The sequence below is a fragment of the Rhodanobacter denitrificans genome, assembly GCF_000230695.2.
Classification (GTDB): domain Bacteria; phylum Pseudomonadota; class Gammaproteobacteria; order Xanthomonadales; family Rhodanobacteraceae; genus Rhodanobacter; species Rhodanobacter denitrificans.
On sequence record NC_020541.1, the window covers coordinates 812,614 to 826,380 of the forward strand.

Annotated in this window: 14 protein-coding genes; 2 read left to right on the plus strand and 12 right to left on the minus strand. The window is 67.9% G+C overall.

Features of this window, described 5'->3' with window-relative positions; translation table 11 throughout:
- Positions 1 to 309 precede the first annotated feature (309 nt).
- The 9 genes from R2APBS1_RS03530 to R2APBS1_RS03570 all read right to left on the minus strand — a co-directional run bounded on the left by R2APBS1_RS03530 (position 310) and on the right by R2APBS1_RS03570 (position 10,214).
- Positions 310 to 3,624, minus strand: coding sequence for a pilus assembly protein (locus R2APBS1_RS03530; protein WP_015446907.1), 3,315 nt, complete (start codon positions 3,622 to 3,624; stop codon positions 310 to 312).
- Between the two features lie 30 nt (positions 3,625 to 3,654).
- Positions 3,655 to 4,212, minus strand: a complete 558-nt coding sequence (locus R2APBS1_RS03535; RefSeq protein ID WP_015446908.1) for a type IV pilus modification PilV family protein — start codon at positions 4,210 to 4,212, stop codon at positions 3,655 to 3,657.
- Positions 4,212 to 5,267, minus strand: coding sequence for a PilW family protein (locus R2APBS1_RS03540; protein ID WP_236126996.1), 1,056 nt, complete (start codon positions 5,265 to 5,267; stop codon positions 4,212 to 4,214). The genes R2APBS1_RS03535 and R2APBS1_RS03540 overlap by 1 nt, the downstream gene beginning before the upstream one ends.
- A 53-nt stretch (positions 5,268 to 5,320) precedes the next feature.
- Positions 5,321 to 5,872, minus strand: a complete 552-nt coding sequence (pilV, locus tag R2APBS1_RS03545) for a type IV pilus modification protein PilV (RefSeq protein WP_007507288.1) — start codon at positions 5,870 to 5,872, stop codon at positions 5,321 to 5,323.
- Positions 5,869 to 6,339 carry a GspH/FimT family pseudopilin gene (locus R2APBS1_RS03550; RefSeq protein ID WP_015446910.1) on the minus strand — a complete coding sequence of 157 codons (471 nt, stop codon included), beginning with the start codon at positions 6,337 to 6,339 and terminating at the stop codon, positions 5,869 to 5,871. Before R2APBS1_RS03550 ends, pilV begins: the two co-directional genes overlap by 4 nt.
- Positions 6,340 to 6,342: 3 nt before the next feature.
- Positions 6,343 to 6,834 carry a type IV pilin protein gene (locus R2APBS1_RS03555; RefSeq protein ID WP_015446911.1) on the minus strand — a complete coding sequence of 164 codons (492 nt, stop codon included), beginning with the start codon at positions 6,832 to 6,834 and terminating at the stop codon, positions 6,343 to 6,345.
- Between the two features lie 295 nt (positions 6,835 to 7,129).
- The gene (locus R2APBS1_RS03560; protein WP_007507283.1) at positions 7,130 to 7,852 is read right to left on the minus strand and encodes a TVP38/TMEM64 family protein; all 723 of its coding nucleotides are present in this window, start codon (positions 7,850 to 7,852) and stop codon (positions 7,130 to 7,132) included.
- A complete protein-coding gene (locus tag R2APBS1_RS03565; RefSeq protein WP_015446912.1) occupies positions 7,849 to 8,409 on the minus strand; it encodes a nucleoside deaminase in 561 nt (186 codons plus the stop codon). Before R2APBS1_RS03565 ends, R2APBS1_RS03560 begins: the two co-directional genes overlap by 4 nt.
- A 29-nt stretch (positions 8,410 to 8,438) precedes the next feature.
- Entirely contained in the window at positions 8,439 to 10,214 is a 1,776-nt protein-coding gene (locus R2APBS1_RS03570) for a glutamine--tRNA ligase/YqeY domain fusion protein (protein ID WP_015446913.1), read from the minus strand.
- A gap of 107 nt (positions 10,215 to 10,321) precedes the next feature.
- Here R2APBS1_RS03570 and R2APBS1_RS03575 point away from each other — a divergent pair, with 107 nt between their 5' ends.
- Both R2APBS1_RS03575 and R2APBS1_RS03580 read left to right on the plus strand, forming a co-directional pair.
- Positions 10,322 to 10,594, plus strand: a complete 273-nt coding sequence (locus R2APBS1_RS03575) for a putative signal transducing protein (RefSeq protein WP_007507276.1) — start codon at positions 10,322 to 10,324, stop codon at positions 10,592 to 10,594.
- 27 nt (positions 10,595 to 10,621) lie between these two features.
- The gene (locus R2APBS1_RS03580; protein WP_007507274.1) at positions 10,622 to 11,140 is read left to right on the plus strand and encodes an adenine phosphoribosyltransferase; all 519 of its coding nucleotides are present in this window, start codon (positions 10,622 to 10,624) and stop codon (positions 11,138 to 11,140) included.
- Positions 11,141 to 11,150: 10 nt separating this feature from the next.
- On the opposite strand, the gene R2APBS1_RS03585 is transcribed toward R2APBS1_RS03580, so the two are convergent.
- The 3 genes from R2APBS1_RS03585 to R2APBS1_RS03595 are packed head-to-tail and all read right to left on the minus strand — an operon-like array spanning position 11,151 to position 13,680.
- A complete protein-coding gene (locus R2APBS1_RS03585) occupies positions 11,151 to 11,750 on the minus strand; it encodes a hypothetical protein (RefSeq protein ID WP_015446914.1) in 600 nt (199 codons plus the stop codon).
- A 2-nt stretch (positions 11,751 to 11,752) separates the two neighbouring features.
- Positions 11,753 to 12,334: a DUF3501 family protein gene (locus R2APBS1_RS03590; protein ID WP_015446915.1), complete on the minus strand. Its 582-nt coding sequence runs from the start codon at positions 12,332 to 12,334 to the stop codon at positions 11,753 to 11,755.
- A gap of 2 nt (positions 12,335 to 12,336) precedes the next feature.
- The gene (locus R2APBS1_RS03595) at positions 12,337 to 13,680 is read right to left on the minus strand and encodes a (Fe-S)-binding protein (RefSeq protein ID WP_015446916.1); all 1,344 of its coding nucleotides are present in this window, start codon (positions 13,678 to 13,680) and stop codon (positions 12,337 to 12,339) included.
- Positions 13,681 to 13,767: the final 87 nt, after the last annotated feature.

A 13,767-nucleotide genomic window follows, 5' to 3' on the forward strand; every position in this document is an offset into this window, starting at 1 on the left:
CACCAGCACGCCGGGCCAGGTTCAGCCCTTGCCCCATGCATCTGGATGAGCTGAGTCTGGCGCAACACTAGCGCGAAATGCGCAGATTGACAGCTGTATCGGGACACGGGGTGGTATGTCTGCTCCCGGCGAGTCGGTACCGGCGGCGACACCCCGCGACGCATGGTCGATCGGGTTGGTGTTCATGGTGGTGTCGGATAGGGTGGCATCGTGGTGCCGGTCGCGAGGGCGACGACCAGCGCGAACGCCCCCTCGCCCGGAGTCGTGGTGCAGGCGCGACGGGATGGTCGCGCCTGCCGGGTCCGGCGACTATCTCAGGCCTTCGGTGAACCAGTAGGTGCGCTTGCGCTTGCCGGTATTGGGCGGAGTGACCTTCTGGGCGCCCAGCGCCGAGCTGTTGTTGCCGCCGCCGGTGCCGGTCTGGTTACCGCCGCCGATGAGCACCGGGGTGTACACGCCGCTGCCGGGATTGACTTCGACCAGGCCGAACACCGGCGAGGGCGGCAGGCCGCCACCGTCGAAGACGATGTAGCCGTTGCTGTTCTGGCCGGCGCCGGTCCGGAAGTCGATCGCGTAGCCGCGTGCGATACCCAGGTTCGGGTAGCACATGCTGGGGTTCAGCTTCGGATCGGCCGGGGTGTTGGTGCCGAAGTAGGTGTAGCCGGCCACGGTCAGCGGCGCGTTCACCGCCTTCTCGCCCGAGTGGGTCAGGGTGACATAGAACCCTGAGGTGGTGCTGGTGGAGGAGTACGGCGGGGTCGTTCCGGCGGCGGCGCCGGTCTCGTTGGTGAGCATGGCTTGGGTGATCGTGGTCCAGCCGGTGGCCACGCTGGTGCCGGTGTTGGTGTCCTTCAGCATGTAGAAGCGGTTGACCACGCAGGAGGATGCGTTGGTCGCCAGAGGATGCTCGCGGTCGCCGCTGGCGGCCACCACCGCGTCGAAGCTGGAGGTCGGCGTGACATCGGGGGGGTAGAAGAACTTGCGCGCGCCGGTGGGGTTGGTGGCGCAGGCGCTGCCGGTGCCGGTGCCGGTGGTGCGCAGGCTGGCAAGCTTGGTCACCTGCCAGTTGGCGGGGGAAGTGTCGTCCACGTCGACGCGCCAGATGTTGCCCCCGAGGTCGCCGGTGTAGAGGCGGTCGGTGTAGCCGTCGCCGTTGCGATCGAGCAGGGTGATGTCGGACGGGATCGCATAGGTCATGCCAGGTACCGCAGCCGTGCAGCCGGATGGGCAGGCGCTCCACACCGTGCTGCCGTTGAACGCATCCAGCACCACGATCGCGCGCCCCATGGTGTCGGCTGTGGCGACCGGATCCGTATCCTCGGCGGTGTCGTAGCCACCGCCCATGACGACCACCGGGATGGGATTGCCGCTGCTGAGGTCAGTGTGGCCCTTGACCAGCGCCAGCTTGGGTTGCGACCAGGTCTGGCCGAGTTCGGGGATGTCGGCGTTGGTCTTGCTCCACAAGAAAATCGGTGGCTGGAGCGGGTCGCTCACGTCGAACGCGTAGATCAGCCGGCCGCCGCGGCGCGCCGTGACGTAGATGTAGGTCTTCGGGCTGGCGGCGTTGCGCAGGTCCTGATAGACCGTGGTGGTGCCGTCGAAGAAGTAGGGCTTGCCGCTGCCGCTGGCGGCGCCCAGCGTAAGCAGCGGGCTGTTGTTGTACAGGCGCTGGAATCTGCTGAAGAAATTGGGGGCGATGAACGACCACAGTTCGCCGCCTGGGCGCACCAGTCGTCCGCTGGTCATCTTGATGACGCCGGGCGCGGTGGCATCCTTGTTGCCGTTGACGGCGTGGAAGAGGCCGTCGTTGGAACCGTAGAACGCCACGATGCCGATGGAGCCGCCGTAGTTGACGACCGCCGGCCGCGAATGCAGCACGTCGCCGTGGACGGACGGCCGAACGGTGACCGGGCTGCCCGGCCCGGCCGGGCTCTCGGCACCGGTACCGGTGTTGTTGTCCGTGCCGCGGATCCAGTTGATCAGGTCGGTGGTGGTGGGGGTCGTGGTCGAGCTGGTGCCGAACAGGCTGTTGCCGGCCAGCGTGGTGGCGTCGAACGTGGGCAGCGTGCCGGAGGTGGGGCAGCCGCCCACGCTGGTGCAGGTGTAGATCACCCGCGTCGACTGGTCGGTGAGGTAGTCCGCGCGGATCATTGCGGCCACGCCGCCCTTGTCGACGACCTCGCCATCCGGGGCATCGAAGACGCCGCCCGCGCCCGTCGAGTGGTTGACCCAGAAACCATTGGCTGGCCAGCTGGCGACGATGCTGCTGCTATAGCCGCTGGCGGTGATGGTGAACGGGCCGTCGCGCGGGGTACCGGTCTGGTGGTCTGCGGTCCAGAAGCTGAGCGCGGTGGGTGAAATGAAGCCGGTGCCGGCGTTGCTGATCGCCGGGTTGCCCAGCGAGTCGTCCAGCACCACGTCGTTGTTGCTGTCGTAGCCGAGCTGGTACTGCTTGAGGTTGCCCGCCCAGCGCGGCGCGGCGGTGGCATCCGGACGGAACATGCCGACATAAACCTGGTTGAGCGAGGTACCTTGGGCGTTCACGGCGACCGGCAGGCTCACCGAGGCGAATACGCTGTTGGTCGCCTGCACTTCGTTGAGGATCGTGGTCAGTGCCTCGATCAGGCCGCTCACATCACCTGCGCTCACGTAGAAGTACTTGCCGCCGCCATTGGCAGCCATGCTCTTGATCAGGTTGATGTGGTCTTTGCATTTTTGCTGCGTGGCCTCGCAGCCATTCGAAACGGCAATGGTGTAGGTGATGATGTTCTGCGGGTTGTGCTCGACCGAGGCGGAAATACCGGACAGGTCGGACTGGTACATGAACTTCGCCCATTCGTCGCCCCAGTTCTGCTGGTCACCCGTCGGGTTCAGCGGAATCATCGGCGGCGACATGGGGTTGGTGCTGGCGGGGACGCCCATGGCCGTGGCCAGCGTCGTTTGTGCCGGCGTGACGCTGTTGGCGGTCTTGGGGGCATTGCTGCCGCTCACATTGGCCAGGTAGATGACGAAATTCTTCTGACAGGCGTTGTTGATCGGCGTGGTGTACTTGGTCCCCGACAGGCCGGTGGTGCCGGTGAAGAAAGCCCAGGCCTCCTCCATCGATTCGTCGAGATTGTTCGAGTTGGTACTGACGGCCGCCGTACCGGGGCCGGTTCCGCCGCCGGGCGTGCCGGCGATCGCGCTCTGGAAGGTGGCGGCACGGGTGGTGTCCAGCAGGGGCAGGGGGCCGGGCGGCGTCGGCGAGGGGTTCGGATAGAAGAACAACCCGCCATTGGCCCCGTTGAACATCATCAAGCCCATGTTGACCTGGCCGTTCAGCGCGCTGGTCGGAGCCCCGATGGAGCCGATCATGTTGTAAAGCGCGCATGCCTCAAAGTCATGCGCCTTGGGATTGGAGGCGATCCAGGTGGGGCAGTTGCTGCCGGGGGCTATCGTGGTGGCGGAATTGCCGTTCGCCGCGTTGTCCATGACCAGCAGCACGTTCGGCTGCCCGCCATTGATCGCGTTGCCGGTGTACAGGTCGATGTCCTCGCCGCTGGCCATGCCTGGCAGCGTCAGCGCCGCGGCGATCAGGGCGAAGATGCGCAATCGGCGGTTCAGGTTGGAGCGTGCGTGTGACATGGCGGCTACTCCGCGGGGACGGATGCGAGGTTAATAGGGGCAGGGCGTGCCGATCGGCACCTGTACGGAGGCGCCCTGGTGCACGGTGAGCGCGACGGCGGTGTTGCTCGGGTCGGTGACGCTGGACTGGATGTCCCAATCCGTCGCCGAGCACATCGAGGGCGCTGCCGGCGGAGGAGACACCGACGAGGACGGACCGGGCAGGATCAGGTTGCCGTTGGGATTGTTGGGCACCTTGCACACATCGCCCACCGGCAGGGTTGCGTTCGGGATCACCTTGCTGTCCAGGCAGACCGGAGGGGCGACCTGCGCCGTGAAATCCGTGCTGCCGTCGCCGTTGACGTCGACCCGCACGGGGGTGATGGTGGTGATCGGCAGCCGGATGAACGGCTGGCTCATCACCTGCTCGATGCCCTGTTGTGCCACGGTGCCGGCTTCCAGCCGGTACTGCTGGTTGGCGGCGACCTTGGTGTTGATCATGCTCGAACTGACCATGGAAATGGCGAAGAGCATGAAGATGACCAGGAAGATCAGCGTCATCACCAGCGTGAAGCCGCGTTGTGAGGCGCGGGACGGAGAGGTCTTCATCACTGGTTCTCCCTCAGGCCGCCGGTGTTCCAGATGCGGGCGACGGTACCGTAGATGTGTCGCTTGTAGTGGTCGCCGTACGGGCCGTTCGCCGCGGCGCGGCCCAAGGCGTAGGTGCGGGTGTCGGTCCAGCTGGCGGTGCTGTCGAGGTTGCGCGAAAGCAGGTTGATGCGCACGGCGGCGACGTTGGCCCAGTTGGCGGTGGCCGACGCGGTCCATGCGTAGGAGGCAGCCGTCGCCGCGGTGGCGCAGGCCGCCGGCACGGCGCTGGTGTCGGACGGGTTGTCGGCGTAGCAGTCCGGCGAGCCGTTGTTGTCGAGGTCCATGCCGTAGCTGTAGTGCACGTCCTCGATGCCGGTGACCAGCGAGGAGGTCTGGATCGTGCCGTTCACGAACTCGGCCATCTTCAGCGTCGGCGTGGTGTCGGCGCCGGCGCCGCTGCACACGTCGCAGGTGGCCACGTAGTAGCTGCGCATGACGTACTTGCGCAGCTCGGCAGCGCTGCTGGTGCTGCAGGTGCCGCCGGCAACGGCGGCCTTGTTGTGCAGGGTGAAATCGGCGGCGGTCTTGCTGTAGACCAGCGGCACGCTGTCCGTCTCGCAGCCTGACCGTTGCACGTAGTAATCGGTACCGTTGGCAGCGGCGGTGGTGGTGCCGGCGACGTAGCTGACGGTGAGGACTTCCGCACCCGTGGCCCTGTTCGGCAAGGTGGTCGCCAGGCATGGGAGCACGGTGGCGGCCAACGCTGGCCCGTACACCGGGAGCGGAACGGTGACGGTCGGCGTGGTGCTGAAACCCATCGAGGCCGGCGCCGCGGCGCAGGGGTCCGGCAGGGCGTAGCTGGAGGTGGCAATCAGCTGGCTGGCGCGCCCGTAGAAGCCGGCCATTTCGATGTCGCGGGTGATGGATTGCAGGGCGAAGCGGCCGTTCTCGACCTGTTCGGAGGTCTTGTTGAACTCCGTCCGGGCCTTGCTGGTGGACACGTACAGCGAACTGAGTCCGGCCAGCAGCGCCAGGCCGATGGCGACGGCGATCATCAACTCGATCAGGGACATGCCCGCCTGCTGGCGGGCATGCGACATGGGCTGGCCGTGGGCGCGAGGAGTCATCATGTCGTCGTGAGGTTGGCGATCTGGATCTGGACGCTGATCACGCGCCGCAGGTTGGTGTTGCCGATCGAGGCCTTCCCGCACGTCAGGACGGGTATGGCGGTGGGCATCAGGCCCTGCCAGGCGACGCTGACGCGATAGATCTGATTGGCGGCGTCGACCTGGTCGATGCAGCCCACGGCGCCGATCATGGCGCCGACCTTGGAGGTGCCGGAAACTTCGCTGGAGCCGAGCAGGGTGTTTTTCCACGCGGCGAGATCGGCGTTGGCGGTGGCGATCTGGGTCGCCGAACCCGTGGCGCAGACCGGCAGCGGGGTGGTGGTCGTGCTGAGGCCGGTGGCGCCGTTCGAATAGCACGCGGCGACCTGCCGGTTGGCGTTGATGCGCGAGGCCATGTCCTGCACCAGGGTCAGTGCCTGCACCCGCTGGTACGACTCCATCTCGCTGCGTGTGGATTTCGCCATCAGGGTGACGGTGCCGAGCAAGGCGATCGCCGCGATGACCAGCGACACCAGCGCCTCGATCAGCATCATGCCGGTCTGGTTCTTCATGGGCAGGTGACCTTGGTGGATTCGACCCGGCCGGTGGCACCCACCGTGACGGTGAGGCAGAGCGGCTGCGAGCCGGCCTTGTTGACGGGTTTGATCGTGAACGTGGCGCCGGTGCCGGTTATCCGGCCGTTGCCGCTGAAGCTGAAGCTTCCGCTGGATGGCGTGATGACGATATTGGCGAGGGCGGGCTGCTTGCGGATGACGTTGGCGGCCGTCTGGCTGACCACCCAGCCCTGGCTCCAGTCGGCCGCGTTGTTGGCCGTCACGTCGACCGTGGCGTTGCGCTTGATCGCCTCGCTGCGCGCCAGCGCCACCGTGGAATTGATGTCCATCGAGGCGTTCTTGACGCTTTGCGATTGCAGGAACGGCCGCATCGAGGGAATGGCGATCATCAGCAGCACGGCGAAGATGGCCAGGGTGACCAGCATCTCGACCAGCGTGAAGCCGCGGCTACGTGATGTGCGCATGGCTCATTTCCAGCAGTTCGTGGCGCCGGTACTGGCGAGCTTGCTGCCGTCGCCTTTGAGCGTGAGCGTGGCGCAGCCCGTGTCGCGAACTTGGCTGTTTTTCGGCGTGGCCGTGATGGTGTAGTCCGGCCCCGTGCCACCCGAGGCGGAAGCCGCGCTAGCCACGATGTCAATTTTGTAGTTGGGGTCCACAGTATTGGGCACGCTGTAGCCGAGCGTCGTCAGGCTGCCGGCGAACTGCCGGGCGTCGACCATGTAGCGTTCCTGCGCACTGGCGATTTCCTGCATGACGCTCTCGGCCGCCGAGCGGTTGGAGCGCAGGGTGTACTGGAAGTAGCTGGGCACGGCGATCGCGGCGAGGATGGCGATGACCGCCACCGTGATCATCAGCTCGATCAGGGTGAAACCCCGCAAGTGCGGCACGCCCTGCGCTTGACGCGGATAACTGCGCGGCAGTGACGCGAACCGTCGGCCGGTGTGGATCGCAACTGGCATATTTCCCCCCTAGGGTTGCCGGTATTGTTTCAGTTGACCGACAACTCCGTCCGTGTGCTGGGTCACGGGCTGACGCCATGCCTAGTGGCAATAGGGAATGTCGCCCCATCAAAGTCAATTTGCCGATGGGCGCGCGTCCGACGGCGCTGCCGGTCCTGCGCATGAACTTTCGGTCGGGCCCCGAAAGCAGGTCGTCCTTGCCCGGGCAGGGACGTTCGAAGCCGGTGGGGATCGGATGCCCGCGGGCATCCGGGCGCCGGGTTGCATCCCCGGGCCGGGGCCGGTCGCCCTGCGCTCAGCCGGAGCGTCGGGTGCCCTGCCGGCGCCGCCGGGTGAGGCGTTCGACCAGCAACGGCAGCAGGGCGAGCAGGGCGATCGCGCCCAGCGGCAGCAGTACTTCGCGGTGCAGGAACAGGCCGATGCCGAAACTGCCGCCCTGGCTCATGGCCATGGCGTCGCCGAGGCCGGCGCCGATCGAGGTTTCGAAGATCAGCGAGACGGTGCCGCCCAGCCAACTGGCGCCGAGGAACAGCCACAGTGGGCAGCGCAGCCAGGCCAGGCAGATGGTGACCAGGCCGAACGGCGCCACCGGCACGAAGCGCAGGAACAGGGTGTAGCTCACCGGGTGGCGTTCGAAGCCGTGGTGCAGTTTCGCCACCATGGCCGGCGGCTGCCGGCTGCCGGCGCCGAAGGCGTAGCGGCTGGCCAGGTACAGCACCAGCGAACCCAGGGTCAGGCCGATCGAGGAGCATACGGTGGCGTCGACCACGCCGAAGGCGAAGCCGCCGGCCAGGATCACCACGATGGTGCCGGGGAGGCCGGTGGCCACGGTCAGCGTCAGCAGCCCGATGAAGGCCAGCCGGGTCAGCCACGGGTGGCTGGCGATCTGTGTGTGCAGCTCGGCCTGGTGCGCCACCAGCTGGTGCGGGCTCAGCTGATGCAGCGAGCCGGAGGCGAACAGCACGATGCCGGCCAGCACCAGCAGGACCAGCGGCAGCGCGGCGCGCCAGCGGCTCAATACGGCTGGCCGCTGGCGCCGTAGGCGGCCAGTACCTCGCGCGCCTGCTCGCGCAGGATGTCGCGACGTACCGCGATGCCGCGACGCTGCAGTTCACCGACCCAGTCGGCCGGCAACGGGCCCTCGTCGAACTCGGTGAGTTCCTCGACGTCCTGCGCGCGCGCGCCGATCAGCAGCTCGTCGACGCCGGCCCACACGGTGGCGCCGTAGCACTGGCAGCAGGGTTGCGAACTGCTGGCCAGCACGTAATGGCCGCCGTCCTCGTTCATCCGGTGCCGGCTCAGGCGTTGCTGCGCGATCATGATCGTCATCATCTCGGCGTGCGCGACCGAGCAGCTCTGCGGCAGCACGCGGTTGACGCCGACCGCGACCAGCCGGCCGCTGTGGCTGTTGAACACGGCCGCGCCGAACGGGCCGCCGCCGCCGCGCTCCACGTTGTGCCGCGACAGCTCGATCGCCAGGCCCACGCGCTCCTCGTCGCTGTGGTAGCGCCGGTTGGTGTCGGCGACGTCGCCGATCCACGGCGGCAGGGTGAGATGGATTTGCAGCGGCAGCATGCCTTCGCTCCGTTTGTGGGCCGATCTGCTTACTGGCCGGCGGGCCTGGCCCAGACGTCGCGCAGGGTCACCGTGCGGTTGAATACCGGCGCGTCGGCGCGGTGGTCGACGCGGTCGGCGACGAAGTAGCCGAGCCGCTCGAACTGGAAGCGCTGCTCCGGCTCGACGCCGGCGGCGGCCGGTTCCAGCCACGCCTGCACCACGCGTTTGGCCTCGGGGTTGACGTGGTCGAGCCAGCTCTTGCCGTCCTCCTCGCTGTCCGGCGCGGGCACGCTGAACAGGCGGTCGTACAGGCGCACCTCGGCGGCCACCGCGTGCATCGCGCTGACCCAGTGGATGGTGCCCTTCACCTTGCGGTCGGCGCCGGGCAGGCCGTGGCGGGTTTCCGGGTCGAGCGTGCAGTGCAGTTCGACCACCTGGCCGTCGGCGTCCTTGACGACCTCGACGCACTTCACGATGCCGACGCCGCGCAGGCGCACTTCGCCCTCCGGCTTCAGCCGGTGGAAGCCCTTCGGCGGCACTTCGGCGAAGTCGTCGCGCTCGATCCACAGCTCGCGGGCGAACGGCACTTCGCGCGTGCCGAAGCTTTCGTCCTTGGGGTGGTTCGGGAAGACCAGCGTTTCCTCGTGGCCTGCCGGCAGGTTGGTGAGCACCAGCTTCAGCGGGTCGAGCACGGCCATTCGGCGCGCCGCGGTGGCGTCCAGATCCTCGCGGATGCAGTTTTCCAGCACCGCGTAGTCGATCACGCTGTTCTGCTTGCTGACGCCCACGCGCTCGATCAACAGGCGCAGCCCGGCCGGAGTGAAGCCGCGCCGGCGCAGGCCGCGCAGGGTGTTCATGCGCGGGTCGTCCCAGCCGTCCACATGATGCTCGCCGACCAGTTGCGCCAGCTTGCGCTTGCTGGTGATGCAGTAGGAAAGGTTCAACCGCGAGAACTCGATCTGGCGCGGCTTGGCCGGCTTCGCCTCCAGGCCTGCGGCGACCACCGACTGCCACAGCTCGGGATGGTTCGGCAAGTCCACCTTGTCCACGCACCAGTCGTACAGCGGGCGGTGGTCCTCGAACTCCAGCGTGCACAGCGAGTGGGTGATGCCTTCCATCGCGTCGCTGAGCGCGTGCGCGAAGTCGTACATCGGGTAGATCGGCCAGGCGTCGCCGGTGTTCTGGTGGCTGACCTTGCGGATGCGGTACAGCGCCGGGTCGCGCAGGTTGATGTTGCCGGAAGCCATGTCGATCTTCGCGCGCAACGTCTTGCTGCCGTCGGCGAACTCGCCCCCGCGCATGCGGCGGAACAGGTCGAGGTTTTCCTCCACGCTGCGCTCGCGGTACGGCGAGTGACGGCCCGGCTCGGTCAGCGTGCCGCGGTAGGCGCGCATCTCGTCGGCGGAAAGGTCGTCCACGTAGGCCAGGCCGTCCCCGATCAGCTTGAGCGCGGCGCGATAGAACACGTCGAAATAGTCCGAGGCGTGGCGCAGCTCGTGCCAGTCGTAGCCCAGCCAGCGCACGTCGTCCTTGATGCCCTGCACGAACTCTGGGTCTTCCTTGCCCGGGTTGGTGTCGTCCAGGCGCAGGTTGCACCAGCCGTTGAATTCGCGGGCGATGCCGAAGGAGAGGCAGATTGCCTTGGCGTGGCCGATGTGCAGGTAGCCGTTCGGTTCCGGCGGGAAGCGGGTGTGGATCGCGCTGTGCCTGCCCGCGGCGAGGTCGTCGCGCACGATCTGCCGGATGAAGTCCTGATGGGGAGCCGCCTGCTGCACGGCGGCCGTCGAAGGGGCGGGTGCGTTGGCGGGGTTCTCGGTCGGCATCGGGCTCGGGCTCGCAAGCGGTGGCGGAAACAGGCAAGTTTACCTTGTCGCCGCCACCGCCGCCGGGAGTCTTGCCCCGCGCAGCGGGGCGGGTTAGCGTGCAGGGCATGCATACCGTCTATCGCGCCGAGAACCTGTTCGATGCCCATCTGGTCAAGGATGCGCTGGAAGCGGGCGGCATCCCGGCGTTCATCGCGGGCGAGTACCTCACCGGCGGGGTCGGCCAGTTGCCGGCGATGAATTACATCGCGGTGATGGTGCCCGCATCGAGCCTGGCCGAGGCCGGCGGCATCGTGGCCGAGGTCGAGGCGCGGCTGGTCGAGGCGCGGCAGGCGATCGGCGACGCGCTGCCGGACGATCCGCTGGCCGCGCCCTGTTGAGCCGCGCGCCTTCGCCCAGGGAATCCCATGCAAGACCTTGCCGCGCTGATCCGCGCCGTCCCTGATTTTCCGCGCCCCGGCGTGATGTTCCGCGACGTCGCCCCGCTGCTTGCCGATGCCGGCAGCTTCGCCCGCTGCATCGACGCACTGGCTGAACCGTGGCAGGGCAGCGGCGTGCAGGCGGTGTGCGGGATCGAGGCGCGCGGCTTCATCTTCGGCGCCGCGCTGGCGCAGAAGCTGCACGCCGGCTTCGTGCCGCTGCGCAAACCCGGCAAGCTGCCGCCGCCGGTGGCGAGCGTGGACTACCAGCTGGAATACGGCAGCGACCAGCTGCAGGTGCAACGCGGTGCGTTCCGGCCGGGCGAGCGCGTGCTGCTGGCCGACGACGTGCTGGCCACCGGCGGCACACTGGCGGCGGCTGCGGCGCTGCTCGGCGGCCTCGGCGCCGAGCTGCTCGGCGCCAGCGTGGTAATCGAACTGCCCGTGCTGCGGGGGCGCAGTCGCTGGCCGGCGGGCGCGCCGCTGCACAGCCTGTTGCGTTACTGAGCTCGGCCGCTCACGGCGCGGCGGCGTCGACCCGTTCGACGTAGATCAGCTCGCACGCGCCCGCGCCGGTGTCGTCGCGGCTCAGCGAGGTGTTCCAGTGCCAGCCGCCGGGGCGGCTGGCGTCGACCAGGAAGCCTTCGAGGTGCACCAGCTGGCCGGGGCGCACCTGGTCGAGCTGGCGTTTCACGTCGGCGTCGGCGGGAATCATGTGCATGTTCGCGCTGGAGGTCTCGATCTCGCGGCGCGGGATCGGGAAGGCCTCGACGTGCCAGTAGTAGAAGCGGCCGGACTGGCGGATGTCGATCTTGTCCAGCACCGCACTGTCGGACATGCGGCCCCAGCCGAGCGCGAGATCGAGCGGGACCAGTTCGCCGTCGGTGCTCCGCGCGTAATCCTTGCGCGCCAGCACGCGCGCGGTGATGTCGAAGTGGGCGCGGGTGGTCAGGGTGACGTCGCCACGCTGCAGCTGCGCGCCGTGGTCGAGATCGACCTGCACCGGTACTTCGGCGGCGAGTACGCCGGGTTCGGGCTGCAGCGGAAGATGCTGGCGGTGCCGCAACACGCCCAGCAGCACTAGCAGCAGGAGTGCCGCGACGAGGAGTTTGCGCATGCTCAGGCGAAATCCGCCGCCAGCATGCGGTGCTGCTGCGGGGCCAGCGTCGCCTCGACCGGCAGCGCCTGCAGCGTCGAGGCCAGCGCGACCGGCGCACCGGAGCGCCAGTCCGCGATCATCGCCGCGTCGAGTTCGAAGCGCAGGAAATGCACCGCGGCGGTCTTCTCCTCGTTGCTGCGCTCCATGTCCTCGTCGGCGATGGCGGCGACCGGGGCGTGGCCGTGCACGGTCAGCGCGATCGCGTGCTCGAGGTGGCGCAGGCGCACCAGTTCGCGCTTGCGCTGTTCGGCGTCGGGGTACTCGATGAGCATGGTGGCCTTGAGATTGCTGCCGTCGGGGATCAGCGGATTGTAGGCGTCCAGCTCGTCCTGGATGCCGGAGGCCTCGAAGATGCGCTCGATGCGCAGCATCTCCTGCACCTGGTACTGGATGCTCAGGCGGTCCTCGAAGATCAGCGTGAGGTGCTCGCCGAGGTGCACCGTGCGCTGCTTCTTGTGCGCCATCACGCGGGTGCGGAACTCGCCGCGCTGCTGCGCGTAGGCTTCCAGGCTGAGCAGGTCGGCGCGGGTGAGTTTGTCCATGCTCAGATTCCGTAGGCCTTGCGCAGCAGGCTCAACGGATGCTCCGCCGCCGGCTGGTCGCCGAGGCCGTGGGCGATGTGGCCGCCGGCCATCGGGCAGTCGCTGGTGAAGTGGTCGGGGTTGGCTTGCTCGACGCGATTCTCCACCGGTTTGGCCAGCTTGCGCGAGAGCGCGTAGGTCTTGTGCTTGACGCCGTAGGTGCCGTCGTGGCCGGAGCAGCGCTCGATGGTGGCGATCTCGGTGTCCGGCACCAGTTGCAGGATCTCGCGCGTCTTCGGGCCGATCTTCTGCACGCGCTGGTGGCACGGCACCTGCCAGGCGACCTTGCCCAGCGACGTCTTGAAGTCGGTCTTGAGCAGGCCGGCCTTGTGCCGTTCGGCCAGGTACTCGAACGGGTCGAAGAAGCGCTCGCGTACCAGCGCCACCTCGGCGTCATCGGGGAACATCAGCGGCAGCTCCTGCTTGAACATCAGCACGCAGGACGGGATCGCCGCGGTGAAATCCCAGCCTTCGCGCGCCATCTTCGCCAGCACCGGGATGTTGCGCTGCTTGTACTTCGTCACCGTCTGCAGGTCGCCCAGCTCCAGCTTGGGCATGCCGCAGCAGCTCTCCTGTTCGACCAGCTTGGTCGGGATCGCGTTGTGCTGCAGCACCGCGGCGAGGTCTTCGACCACCGCCGGGTCGGAGTGGTCGCAATAGCAGGTGGCGAACAGCGCGACCTTGCCGCGCGTGCGGCCGGCGGGCACCGCTTCGCCGCTGCCGTCGAGGTCGCGCAGGCGTTTGCGCGCGGTGGGCGAGTGGTACTCGGGCACGCGCGCGTCCGCGTCGACGCCCAGGGTCTTTTCCAGCAGCTGGCGCGCGACCGGGTTGCGGTTGGCGGCGTTGACCACCTGCACCACCACCGGGATCGACGCGAGCTTGCCGACGGTGCGCGTGCTGGACAGGATCCTCGACGACAACGGCGCGCCGTCACGCTCGAACGCCACCGCCTTGGCGCGCAGCATCAGGTGCGGGAAATCCACGTTCCACGGGTGCGGCGGCGTATACGGGCACTTGGTCTGGTAGCACAGGTCGCACAGGTAGCACTGCTCGGTGACCTTCGGGTAGTCGGCCTTGTCGACGCCGTCGATCTCCATCGTCGCCGACGCGTCAACCAGGTCGAACAGGGTAGGGAAGGCGTGGCACAGGCTGACGCAGCGGCGGCAGCCGTGGCAGATGTCGAACACGCGCTCCATCTCCGCTTCCAGCGCCGTGGCGTCCCAGAAAGCGGGCTCGTGCTGGCCCAGCGGATGGCGTGTGGGTGCGTCGAGGTTGCCTTCGCGCGTTTCGTGGATGGGGTCGGCCATCGTGTTCTCCCCGCGGGCTGGAACAGATCGGGTCAGGCAGCGTCAACGCCTGCGATCCGCCATCCCGGCTTTCGCCGGGATGGCGGC

What these genes read in the sequence shown, in the direction of transcription:
- R2APBS1_RS03530 (WP_015446907.1), bottom strand. Translation starts at nt 3,624, where the DNA reads ATGTCACACGCACGCTCCAACCTGAACCGCCGATTGCGCATCTTCGCC.
- R2APBS1_RS03535 (WP_015446908.1), bottom strand. Translation starts at nt 4,212, where the DNA reads ATGAAGACCTCTCCGTCCCGCGCCTCACAACGCGGCTTCACGCTGGTG.
- R2APBS1_RS03540 (WP_236126996.1), bottom strand. Translation starts at nt 5,267, where the DNA reads ATGTCCCTGATCGAGTTGATGATCGCCGTCGCCATCGGCCTGGCGCTG.
- pilV (WP_007507288.1), bottom strand. Translation starts at nt 5,872, where the DNA reads ATGAAGAACCAGACCGGCATGATGCTGATCGAGGCGCTGGTGTCGCTG.
- R2APBS1_RS03550 (WP_015446910.1), bottom strand. Translation starts at nt 6,339, where the DNA reads ATGCGCACATCACGTAGCCGCGGCTTCACGCTGGTCGAGATGCTGGTC.
- R2APBS1_RS03555 (WP_015446911.1), bottom strand. Translation starts at nt 6,834, where the DNA reads ATGCCAGTTGCGATCCACACCGGCCGACGGTTCGCGTCACTGCCGCGC.
- R2APBS1_RS03565 (WP_015446912.1), bottom strand. Translation starts at nt 8,409, where the DNA reads ATGCTGCCGCTGCAAATCCATCTCACCCTGCCGCCGTGGATCGGCGAC.
- R2APBS1_RS03570 (WP_015446913.1), bottom strand. Translation starts at nt 10,214, where the DNA reads ATGCCGACCGAGAACCCCGCCAACGCACCCGCCCCTTCGACGGCCGCC.
- R2APBS1_RS03575 (WP_007507276.1), top strand. Translation starts at nt 10,322, where the DNA reads ATGCATACCGTCTATCGCGCCGAGAACCTGTTCGATGCCCATCTGGTC.
- R2APBS1_RS03580 (WP_007507274.1), top strand. Translation starts at nt 10,622, where the DNA reads ATGCAAGACCTTGCCGCGCTGATCCGCGCCGTCCCTGATTTTCCGCGC.
- R2APBS1_RS03585 (WP_015446914.1), bottom strand. Translation starts at nt 11,750, where the DNA reads ATGCGCAAACTCCTCGTCGCGGCACTCCTGCTGCTAGTGCTGCTGGGC.
- R2APBS1_RS03590 (WP_015446915.1), bottom strand. Translation starts at nt 12,334, where the DNA reads ATGGACAAACTCACCCGCGCCGACCTGCTCAGCCTGGAAGCCTACGCG.
- R2APBS1_RS03595 (WP_015446916.1), bottom strand. Translation starts at nt 13,680, where the DNA reads ATGGCCGACCCCATCCACGAAACGCGCGAAGGCAACCTCGACGCACCC.